A 10,864-nucleotide genomic window follows, 5' to 3' on the forward strand; every position below is an offset into this window, starting at 1 on the left:
AGACAATCATGCCCGCATCAAAAAGTTGAGGCCGCATTATATGAAAAATTTATGCGGCTGCAACCCCTTCTTGCAGATTTATCTGCTGATCGGTCAAATTTTAAATACTTTGCTACGGTAATACTGCAATTCTGCTATCGACTCTTGGATATCTTGCAAAGCTTGGTGAGTGTTTTGCTTTTTGAAACCGGCCATAGTTTCAGGGCTCCAACGCTTCACTAGCTCCTTAACCGTGCTTACGTCTAGATTGCGATAATGGAAGTAGTCCTCCAATTCACGCATATAACGATTTAAGAAGCGACGGTCCTGACCCACGCTGTTACCACACATAGGCGAGGCACCCTTAGGCACGTATTGCTCTAAAAATGCGATGGTTTGTGCAACAGCCTGCGCTTCGTTCACTTGGCTGGCACGCACTCTATCGATGAGGCCCGATTCACCGTGATGTTTTTGGTTCCAATCATCCATGGCCGCCAGTACTTCATCCGATTGATGAATAGCAATCACTGGCCCCTGACCGATAATATTGAGTTCTTGGTCTGTTACTAAGGTAGCAATTTCAATGACCCTATCGACATCGGGTTCTAACCCAGTCATTTCGAGATCGATCCAAATGAGATTATTTGCGTCTGCCGCCATAATTGCGCCTTATCATGTCAGTTAGCCTAAATTCAGGCTTTTTTATTCAAGAGCGTGTATCATACTGCTTTTTTCAAACACAAAATATCACCTAATTGACGAAGACAAACCAGTGAGTAAAAAGAAACCCCTAAGCCAAGGCCAATTACGCCGTATGCGCGCCAATCACGAGAAACGCCTCAATCGTGACAATGGTGATAAAAATGCGCCTGAGTTACAGGATAGCTCACTTGGCCCAGAACAGAGCGGAACCGTGATCTCCCGCTTTGGTCAACATGCCGATATTGAAACCGAAGATGGCCAGATTGTGCGCTGCAACATTCGCCGCACCATTAGCAGTTTAGTGACCGGCGATAAAGTGATTGTACGCTTAGCTATTGAAAGCCAAGCAAATAGTGGTATAGCTGGCATTGTGGAAGCAGTGCATCCAAGACGCTCTTCCCTCTCGCGCCCCGATTTATACGATGGCGTGAAAATTATCGCCTCGAATATCGACCAAATTTTGATTGTGTCTTCCGTATTACCTAGCTTTACCACCCAGATTATTGACCGCTATTTAGTGGCAGCCGAAGACACGGATATTCCGCCGATCATTATTTTGAACAAAATCGATCTGTTAACGCCTGAAGAAGCACCCACCATCGAAGCTGCCTTAAAGCGCTACGAAGCCATTGGATATCCAGTATATAAGGTCAGCAGTAAGTTAGGCGAAGGCTTAGATACCATTAAAGCCCTGCTGAAAGATAAAGTGAGCGTATTTGCTGGCCAGTCTGGTGTGGGCAAATCTTCTCTGGTCAATGCCTTACTGCCCGAAGCCGAGCTACTGGTGGGCGATGTCTCCGACAACTCTGGGCTTGGACAACACACCACGACCACCGCTAAGTTACTGCATTTACCGAGTGGTGGTGATTTAATCGACTCCCCCGGCGTGCGCGAATTTGCCCTCTGGCACTTACCCGCCCAACGTGTCGGTTGGTGCTTTATCGAATTTCGTGACTTTTTAGGTGGCTGTAAATTCCGCGATTGTAAGCACGGCGATGACCCAGGCTGCGCCTTAAAAGCCGCAGTCGAAGCGGGTAAGATTAGTGAAGATCGCTTTAATAACTACCATCGTATTATCGCAAGCCTTGATGAGCAGCGTCACGCTCGGCAATTTCGCGCCCAAAGCGATGAATAACGAGTACAACAAAGCCATCACAACGAATAGAATTAACGCAAAACAAGTCTCAACCTAAGTTGAGCAACATAAAGGAAAGGAACACAAATTGGATAAAGTTAAAATTGCGCTGCAGTACATGCTGCCAAAGCACCTGTTATCTCGCTTAGTCGGTAAACTTGCCGCTTCCGAAGCTGGCGCATTAACGACTGCCGCGATTAAATGGTTTATCAAGCAATATAAAATCGATATGAGCGAAGCGGCTCAGAGCGAACCCGAAGCCTATAAAAGCTTCAACGACTTTTTTACCCGCGCACTTAAGCCAGGTATTCGCCCCATCAATAGCGCGGCCAATATCATGGTACATCCGGTTGATGGCGCAGTGAGCCAGCTAGGCCCCATCAAGGATGGCCGTATTTTCCAAGCAAAAGGTCATCACTATTCTTCGCTCACTCTGCTTGGCGACCAAGCCGAAGATGCCAAACGCTTCGAAGGTGGTGATTTTGCGACAATTTATCTGGCTCCTAAGGATTATCACCGCATCCATATGCCGATTAAAGGCACGCTGTCGAAGATGACCTATGTGCCAGGTGAGTTGTTTTCCGTTAACCCATTAACGGCGCGCCATGTACCAGGCCTGTTTGCTCGCAACGAACGTGTTGTGGCGATTTTTGAAACCGAGCTTGGCCCACTGGCTATGGTATTAGTGGGTGCAACTATTGTGGCGAGCATCGAAACCGTTTGGGCAGGCACTATTACGCCGCCAACCGGTAAGCAAGTATTCACTTGGGAATATCCAACGGTAGGCCCTGACGCGATTACCTTAGAGAAAGGCGAAGAAATGGGTCGCTTCAAGCTTGGCAGTACCGTCGTCATGCTGTTTGCCAAAGATGCTATCGACACCTTCGCCGAAGGCGTTGAGCCAGAAGCCGTGACGCGTATGGGTCAAGCCTTTGCTAATCTGAAAAATCAGGCGTCAGCCGACTAACTACGGCGACCCAATTGAGCCAGACCAGTAAACCTTCGGGATTAATCGAATTACACTTAGCTGTGCTGATGTTTGGCGGCACAGCGTTGTTTTCAAAGTTAATCCCCTTAAGCGCACTCGATATTACCTTCCTAAGATGTGTAGTCGCGGCGTTAGTGTTGGCATTGCTCATCAAATTCCGCGGTAAATACTTAAGCCTTGCCAGCAAACAGGATTATCTGGTTGCTATCGGCTTAGGTGTGATAGTCAGCTTACACTGGGTCACCTACTTTGCCGCGATGCAACTCTCATCGGTCGCCATCGGCATGATTGCCTTCTTCACCTATCCGGTGATGACGGTGATTGCCGAGCCATTATTAACGGGCAATAAAATCAAGCTGATGGATATTATCAGCGGCATTTTCGTGCTGATAGGTGTTGTACTGCTGATCCCCGAAGCCAATCTTGGTAACGACACGACTCTAGGAATTGCGATCGGTATTCTGTCGGCAATGTTATTTACCGCCCGTAACCTACTGCAAAAACGCTATTTTTCCCAATATAGTGGCCCCCACGCCATGTTTTATCAGACCTTAGTGGCGGCGGTGTTTCTTATGCCTTGGCATCAAACAGATCTGCAAAGCATCTCCCTTGAAACCTGGGGCTTGATAGCGCTGCTCGGGGTCGTGTTTACTGCCGCGCCCCATGCGCTGTTCACCTCGGCATTGCGCCAATTAAGTGCTAAAACAGTAGGGCTAGTCTCCTGCCTTCAACCCTTTTATGGGGCCATGTTGGCTTTGCTGATTTTAGGTGAAGCACTGAATGTAAATACTTTGATAGGCGGAACCATCATAGTCGCCACCGCCATCTTTGAAACCCATCAATCCCACCAGTCACAACGGCGAAAAAAGAACATTTGAAACATACCAATCTTGGCCCAAGTTGGCTAAGATGAGTGCGTCTTTCGCCTCTAATTGCTTTTGCCTATATGCCACGTATTTTATTGTTCGTTATTGCTTTTTTGTCTTTTTCTCTCCATGCCAATTCGCCCTTGCAATTGGACAAGCGTCTTGGCCTAAACAACCAAAATCAGCAACAAAATATTAGCATTGACGATCAAATTGTTGAGCTTAAAAACAACATTGACAGACTGGCGGCCAATGCGAGCAGTTTTCAGCAGGCGCAGCTGGATTTTGAAAAAAATAAAAAGGTCATCGATCAGGGCTTAAAAGAGGCCACTAAGCCATTAAAGCTGGATAAAGCAACAGATCTTAACCAGCAAGCCTCGATGGCCTATTTACGCCTATCAGAGTTAAAAGAGAGCGAGGCAACTCTCGGCAATCAAGTCAACGAACTACTACAGCGGCATAATCTACTGCCTTCCGTCATTGCCAATGCAAGACAAAATGTGCTGCAAAATAAAAAAACGGAATTGGCACCTATCGATACGCCAGCGGGTGAATTACAACAAATACAGCGGATTTTTTTTGAACAGAGCCTAGCCACCCATGAGGCCGAGCTTGCCAGTAGCCAAAAGCGTATCGAACTTACCCAGCTACAGTTACAGTTAGTTCGCCAGCAATTGAGCCAGCAAGAAGCCTTTATTGAAACTATCAATAAGGCGATCAACAAGCAGCGCCAACAACAAACCGATGCCACGCTGGCCAAGAATTTAGTTGATACCACTAAAGTCATCGATCCGATTACACGCAATATCGCCGATACCAATCAAATCTACGGCCAAAAACTACAAACCTTAACCTTGCAAATCAATAACGTGGTAGAGCAGCAAGAACAGGCTGAGCTCCAATATCAATCCCAAGCCAAGCAACTCGCAAATATCCAAGAGCAAATTACTTGGGTCAAAATGAACTCCGCCTTTGGCGAACGCTTTTTGCAGATGTTGCAATCGCTGCCCAAACCGCCAAACCATGAAAAACTACAAACTCTTATCGCCGATGCGCGTCTCGACAGGTATCACCTAGAGCAACAGCAGGCACTCAACGAACAAGAACTCGAACAAGCCAATCTCTATAATGAGGGGCAGATTAAGTTGCTGCGCTCACAGCAAGCATTGCTGACTCAGCTAATGCAGAGTTATGACCAGTATTTGAGTGAACTAGGCAAGCTTAAAGTTAATTATCAGCAGCTTAGCCAACAGCACCTGACGCTAAAAAACACCCTAAACGAACATCTATTTTGGGTACCTAATGCCGCGAGCATTAACAAGCTCTGGCTCACCGATATTCAACGTAGCGCCCTATGGCTAATCCAACAGGCACAATGGGGACAACTTAGCAAAGCTTGGCAGGAGCAAAACGACTATTGGTCATGGTGGATCATTCTGCTAGTGCTCTGTTTAGTGGTTCAAGATTTAATAAAACCTAAATTCAATCGATTACTCGGCAACTATGCAACCTATGTGGGTAATGTGACTCAAGATAAATTTATTTATACCTTCAAATCCTTAGTCCTTAGCCTAGGTTATGCCTTAATCAAACCGCTCCCCATAGTGGCAGCAGGATGGATTTTCTATCAATCAGACCGTAACTTTGTGCAAGCCGTCGGCATGGGGATTTTAGCAATAGGATTGGTTTACCTATTGTATCGATTGATTTTTATTCTTGCTCTAGATAAAGGCGTATTGGTAGGCCACTTCAAACGCCCCTCAAAACTGATTCAGGCTGGCCAGCTCAGGCTCAAACACTTTGTATTTGTCGCCAGTCCCTTGCTTGGCATTATGGGCTTTACCGAAATACTCGATGCCTCGCTTATCCGCAACAGCATTGGCCGCGGCGCATTTATCTGTTTTTGTGTGGTGTTATTCTTGTTATACAAGGATATTTTGCTATTAAGCCGGCAAAATAGCGTTGTTCAAAAAGAGGGGAAGAACAAACGGCTGATCCAAAAAATGCTCTGGGCATTGTTGATCGCTGTTCCCCTGCTGAGCGCTGGGCTCGCCTTTAGGGGCTACTACTTCACAGCATTCCAAATGCTGTTGCAATTACAGCTATCAATCATATTGGGATTAAGCTTTTTACTGCTCTATCAATTAATTAAACGTTGGATGTTGATTGAGCGCCGCCGCATTGCCTTCGACCGCGCGAAAGCGAAACGGGCTGAGCGTTTAGCCCAACGGGAAAAGGGCGAAACACACCATAGCTCCAATGATGGCTTAGATACCTACGAAGAACCCGTAGTCGACCTCGAAACCATTTCGAGTCAGTCCCTTGGATTGGTGCGTTCCTTATTGCTACTGGCGTTTTTAGCCAGCTTAATTGGCCTGTGGACGCAAACCCATACGGCGCTATTTTCCTTCTTGGATGGCATCACCCTCTGGACCACCAATACCAGCGTCAATGGTGTCGAGCAGCAGCTCCCCATCACCATGAAATCGCTGTTATTCGGCTTAATCATCGTTGGCTTCTCGCTGATGATTGCGACCAATTTACCCGGTTTGCTTGAGCTGATGATCCTACAGCGTCTCGACCTGACACCGGGCACTGGCTTTGCTATCACCACAGTAAGTCGTTATTTAGTGGTATTTTTAGGGCTGCTGATTGGCTTTTCAAATCTCGGGATGGAATGGTCAAAACTGCAATGGTTGATTGCAGCCTTGTCACTGGGTCTCGGTTTTGGTTTGCAGGAGATTTTTGCCAACTTTATCTCGGGTTTGATTATTCTGTTCGAAAAGCCAGTGCGTATTGGCGATACGGTGACAATCCGCGATCTCACCGGGACTGTGAGTAAAATCCAGATCCGTGCCACCACTATTATCGATTGGGACAGAAAGGAAATTATCATTCCTAACAAGGCTTTTATTACCGAGCAATTGATTAACTGGTCGCTGTCGGACCCTATTACCCGTGTCATTGTTTATGTGTCGGTTGCCCGCGATTCGGATCCAGCAAAAGTGGAAGCAACGCTTTATCAAGCTGTTCAGGAATGCGAAGATGCGCTGCCTAATCCAGAGCCAGAAGTGTGGTTTGCGGGCTTTGGTAAACATACTCAAGACTATGAAGTACGAGCCTATGCAAAAGATATGTCGGCACGCTGGCCACTACGCCACGATCTGCACAAACGTATTACCCGTAAGCTTAAAGAAAACAACTTAGAACTCGCCTATCCGCAAATGGAAATCCATATTAAAAATGGCCAAACTCGCGATCAGGTCGGCATAATCCGCAGTTAATAGGAAAAATCACATGCTTATTTTTGCTCACCGTGGTGCCAGCGGTTATGTGGCAGAAAATACCTTAGCCGCCATGGCCAAAGCGATTGAATTAGGCACCAAAGCCATTGAGTTGGATGTGCACAATGTCGAAGGTGAGTTAGTCGTATTTCATGACCGCAGGCTCGACAATAAAAGCTCAGGCCAAGGCATTATCCATTTAGTAAGTAGGGACTACCTAGAGCAAGTCACAGTTAAAGGCGAACCCATTCCCACACTTTGGCAAGTGCTCGAACTGGTCGCAGGTCGCGCCACAGTAAACATTGAACTTAAAGGCGTAAATACAGTAACGCCACTCCTCGAACTTTATCCCAAAGCCATCACCGAGCTAGGGTTCAGTAACGAGCAATTACTGATATCCTCCTTTAATCATCCTTATTTACAGCAAGTTAAACAGGCTCTGCCACAGGCATTAGTGGCACCCTTGCTCGCCAGTATTCCCCTCGATGGCGCAGCGGTCGTAAGCGAGCTAAACGCATATTCTCTGCATTTAGATGTGAGTTTTATCAGCCAAGCCCTAGTGGATGACGCCCACCAAAGAGGTGCTAAGGTGTATGTTTACACCGTCGATAACCGCGATGATATTCATGCACTTAAGCAGCTTGGTGTCGATGGCATCTTTAGCAATTACCCAGACCGAGCGATGCAGGCGCTAGCACACCCGACCAATACAGACTATCGCGGTTATTTCGAATAACCGCATTTCACGGACTTAACGCCTTAAGCTTGGCTATTTCGCTGTGCCCAATAGCCGATAAAAATAAACATGGCGACGATCAGCAAAAACATCCAATGGGATGGCATGGCAACGATTTGCCTTGCCACCCAAGGCGTGGCTTTAACGATCAATAGGCCATAACCAAAGGCATTCACAATGATAAAAACCAAGGTTCGCAGGATAAAAGAGTGACCAACTAAATGCCGTCTGATGATGCGATTCATATCGGCTGAAAACACTAAAATCAAACACACCACCATGGCCGTGGCGATATCGAAGGACCAAGGACGCAACATATTTCCTAAATGGCCAATAATGGCGACTAACTGATCAAACATAAGACTCAACCTAAATAGCGCTGCAAAAATAAAACAAGACAGCAGCATATTGAAAAATAAAGACAACCAAGCATAAAGGGAGACGACATGGGGCACAAGTTACTCTTACTCACTAAGGCGAATGAACAATATCGCCAGCTCATTGAGGCGCAGCAGTTGCCCGACCTTGAGTTGCTTGATGATAATCCTGCGAATATTGCACAGGCCGATATCTGGCTTGCCGAACCCAAACTTGCCGCACCGCTAGTGCCCCATGCCAAAGAGCTAAAATGGTTGCAATCCAGTTTTGCGGGCATTGATGCCCTGATGGGGCCAAGGGCAAGAAAGGATTATCAACTTACCAACATCAAAGGGATTTTCGGCCCCTTGATGAGTGAGTATTTGTTTGGTTATCTGCTCGCCCACGTGCGAGGACACCATTTCTACCAAGCGCAACAACAGCAAAAATCTTGGCAAGTACAAAGTGCTACGCGCACCAGTTTACAAGGGATGCGATTATTACTCTTAGGCACAGGTTCCATCGCCCAGCATGTTGCCAAGACGGCTAAACAGTTCGGCATGCATGTCACAGGGATAAATCACAGCGGCCGTGAGGTCGAAGGCTTTGATGTGATTTTACCGCTATCGCAGCTAACACAATGCTTAAGCCACAGCGATGTGGTCACTAACTTACTGCCAAGTACACCAGAAACTCGCCAGCTTCTGAATCAGTCAATGATCGCTAAGCTCAAAGCCGATGCTATTTTGGTAAATGTTGGCCGCGGTGATGTACTAGATCTCGATGCCCTTAATGCCCAGCTGATTGCACAACCTGCGCAGCAAGCCATTCTCGATGTGTTCATGCAGGAGCCACTCCCTGCAACGCATCCGATTTGGGAGAGGCCAAACGTCATTATCACGCCCCATATCTCGGCGCCGAGCCAACCTGAGCAAATCGTTCGTATTTTTAGCGACAACTATCGCCGCTACATCGCAGCAGAGCCCTTGCAAAATCAGGTCGATTTTACTCAGGGTTATTAATCGAGGCTCAATCCCTATGGCAGAAAAGAAAAGGCAATCAAAGATTGATTGCCTTTTGATTCAAACTTTTGGATAGCGACGATACTAAACTTTAAAACTGCGTTTTAAAAACTGCCCAACCAACACGGTATGGGAATCCATTTCGCTAATCACTTCATCATTGAGGTCAACCATTTCACAGCCGAGTTGGTGGCTGGAATGGGTAAACTGTGACACATTAACCACGCTTCGGTTCATCTCATTCGCCACACTCGATTGCTCTTCCACCGCACTGGCAATATGGTGATTCATATCGGTAATGGTCACTATGGCCTCACGTATGGTACGCAACGCCGCACCCGCTAAATCCGCTGTGGTAATACATTCGGAGGCAGCTTCAACCCCTTCATGCATACTTTGCACAGCTTTATTTGTCCCCTGCTGCAACAGATTAATCATACTGTGGATTTCCTTTGTTGCATCATGGGTACGTTTCGCTAACGCCCGCACCTCATCGGCAACAACCGCAAAACCACGTCCTTGCTCCCCTGCCCGTGCAGCTTCAATGGCGGCATTTAATGCCAATAGGTTTGTTTGCTCTGCAATGCTTTGAATGACATCCAGCACCCTACCAATATCTTTACTATGCCCTTCTAATTCGCTGATAACTTTCGAGGTTTCGTGCAACTGTTGCGCCATGGCCTGAATAGATTGAATCGTACTCAGCACAGTTTTATCGCCGTTGATTGTTTGCTCTGATGCCATCTGCGAAGCACTCGCCGCATCGGCACAGTTAGAAGACATATCACCAAGGGTCGCTGTCATTTGCTGCATTGCAGTTGCTACTTGCTCGATCTCAGAAAGCTGTGACTGGCTTGTATTTTGAATTTCTTCGCCTTTTGCCGCTGATACTTTAGCTTCTTGAGTCACCTTATCGCAGGAATCACGGGCACGACCTAGCACAGATTTTAACTCTGAGTTTTGCATTTGCAGTGCAAGCTCTATCGCACCAACATCATCGGATTGTCCAGTGTAGATATATGCCATTAAAGGGTTATCGTAGATTTTCTTCGCCTTAGCGACCAAAGCCCGATACCGACCTAAAATCAAATTACCGCCAATAAACAGCACTAAGGCGCTGATGGCTAGCGCCATAAATCCTACCACTCCCACTTGCAGCGCCAAATACAGCATGGGCAACAAAGCCGCAAACACTAAAAGCGCCAACTTAGTTGGCATATCCAAGATTCGTTTTAACGCGTTAACATGGCCGCTTTTATTTAACTCGGCGTAGGCCGTCTCTGCTCTGTTGATCTGTTCGCGGCTGGGTTTAGTCCGTACCGACTGAAACTCCGCCACCTGGCCATTAATAACAATGGGAGATACATAAGCATCAACCCAATAATGGTCACCATTGGCGCAGCGGTTTTTAACAATGCCTTTCCAAGGCTCACCTTTACGAATGGTTTTCCAGAGGTCTTCAAACGCTTGAGGGGGCATATCGGGGTGACGCACCATATTGTGGGGTTGCCCCAACATCTCATTGAGGGTATATCCCGCTACAGTGCAAAAGGATTGATTGGCGTAGGTTATATGACTCTGAGTGTCAGTGGTCGACAGTAAAATCCAATCCGCTGGATAGTCATATTCACGTTGTGTTACAGGCAAATTTTTTCTCATGATAACCCTTGGATCTATTATGAATTTATTATTCAGTCATATATGGACCCATCCGGTTTGCAAGACATTCGATAACGATTTTGAGAAGAGTTCATTGCACCCATATATCCGGCCTGTTATTGAGGGATCCCTCTGG

At 46.8% G+C, this 10,864-nt stretch carries 9 protein-coding genes; 6 read left to right on the top strand and 3 right to left on the bottom strand.

Translation table 11 applies throughout. The annotated features are described in order from the left end of the window. Positions 1-93: 93 nt before the first annotated feature. A complete protein-coding gene (gene orn, locus HG547_RS17900) occupies positions 94-639 on the bottom strand; it encodes an oligoribonuclease (protein ID WP_011621392.1) in 546 nt (181 codons plus the stop codon). A gap of 112 nt (positions 640-751) precedes the next feature. On the opposite strand from orn, the gene rsgA reads away from it, so the two are divergent. From rsgA to HG547_RS17925, 5 genes are all read left to right on the top strand, one after another. Continuing rightward, a complete protein-coding gene (gene rsgA / locus HG547_RS17905; RefSeq protein WP_169548619.1) occupies positions 752-1,816 on the top strand; it encodes a small ribosomal subunit biogenesis GTPase RsgA in 1,065 nt (354 codons plus the stop codon). Between the two features lie 88 nt (positions 1,817-1,904). Next, the gene (gene asd, locus HG547_RS17910; protein ID WP_169548620.1) at positions 1,905-2,783 is read left to right on the top strand and encodes an archaetidylserine decarboxylase; all 879 of its coding nucleotides are present in this window, start codon (positions 1,905-1,907) and stop codon (positions 2,781-2,783) included. 14 nt (positions 2,784-2,797) lie between these two features. Next, positions 2,798-3,682 (top strand): DMT family transporter, encoded by an 885-nt coding sequence (locus tag HG547_RS17915; protein ID WP_169548621.1) that lies wholly within the window; start codon positions 2,798-2,800, stop codon positions 3,680-3,682. 68 nt (positions 3,683-3,750) lie between these two features. Beyond that, positions 3,751-6,954, top strand: coding sequence for a mechanosensitive ion channel domain-containing protein (locus HG547_RS17920; protein ID WP_169548627.1), 3,204 nt, complete (start codon positions 3,751-3,753; stop codon positions 6,952-6,954). A gap of 13 nt (positions 6,955-6,967) precedes the next feature. Continuing rightward, positions 6,968-7,690, top strand: a complete 723-nt coding sequence (locus HG547_RS17925) for a glycerophosphodiester phosphodiesterase (protein ID WP_169548622.1) — start codon at positions 6,968-6,970, stop codon at positions 7,688-7,690. A gap of 23 nt (positions 7,691-7,713) precedes the next feature. Here HG547_RS17925 and HG547_RS17930 read toward each other — a convergent pair whose 3' ends face one another. Further along, on the bottom strand, positions 7,714-8,049 hold the full coding sequence (locus HG547_RS17930) for a DUF3392 domain-containing protein (protein WP_037414115.1): 336 nt from the start codon (positions 8,047-8,049) through the stop codon (positions 7,714-7,716). 87 nt (positions 8,050-8,136) lie between these two features. Here HG547_RS17930 and HG547_RS17935 point away from each other — a divergent pair, with 87 nt between their 5' ends. Beyond that, positions 8,137-9,069 carry a D-2-hydroxyacid dehydrogenase gene (locus HG547_RS17935; RefSeq protein WP_169548623.1) on the top strand — a complete coding sequence of 311 codons (933 nt, stop codon included), beginning with the start codon at positions 8,137-8,139 and terminating at the stop codon, positions 9,067-9,069. A gap of 84 nt (positions 9,070-9,153) precedes the next feature. Here HG547_RS17935 and HG547_RS17940 read toward each other — a convergent pair whose 3' ends face one another. Continuing rightward, positions 9,154-10,728 (bottom strand): PAS domain-containing methyl-accepting chemotaxis protein, encoded by a 1,575-nt coding sequence (locus HG547_RS17940; RefSeq protein ID WP_169548624.1) that lies wholly within the window; start codon positions 10,726-10,728, stop codon positions 9,154-9,156. Positions 10,729-10,864 lie beyond the last annotated feature (136 nt).

The sequence above is a fragment of the Shewanella sp. DNRA4 genome, assembly GCF_012843185.1.
In the GTDB taxonomy this organism is placed as follows: Bacteria; Pseudomonadota; Gammaproteobacteria; order Enterobacterales; family Shewanellaceae; genus Shewanella; species Shewanella xiamenensis.

Coding starts and splice junctions, on each gene's coding strand:
- orn (WP_011621392.1), bottom strand. CDS start 639: ATGGCGGCAGACGCAAATAATCTCATTTGGATCGATCTCGAAATGACT.
- HG547_RS17920 (WP_169548627.1), top strand. CDS start 3,751: ATGCCACGTATTTTATTGTTCGTTATTGCTTTTTTGTCTTTTTCTCTC.
- HG547_RS17925 (WP_169548622.1), top strand. CDS start 6,968: ATGCTTATTTTTGCTCACCGTGGTGCCAGCGGTTATGTGGCAGAAAAT.
- HG547_RS17930 (WP_037414115.1), bottom strand. CDS start 8,049: ATGTTTGATCAGTTAGTCGCCATTATTGGCCATTTAGGAAATATGTTG.
- HG547_RS17935 (WP_169548623.1), top strand. CDS start 8,137: ATGGGGCACAAGTTACTCTTACTCACTAAGGCGAATGAACAATATCGC.
- HG547_RS17940 (WP_169548624.1), bottom strand. CDS start 10,728: ATGAGAAAAAATTTGCCTGTAACACAACGTGAATATGACTATCCAGCG.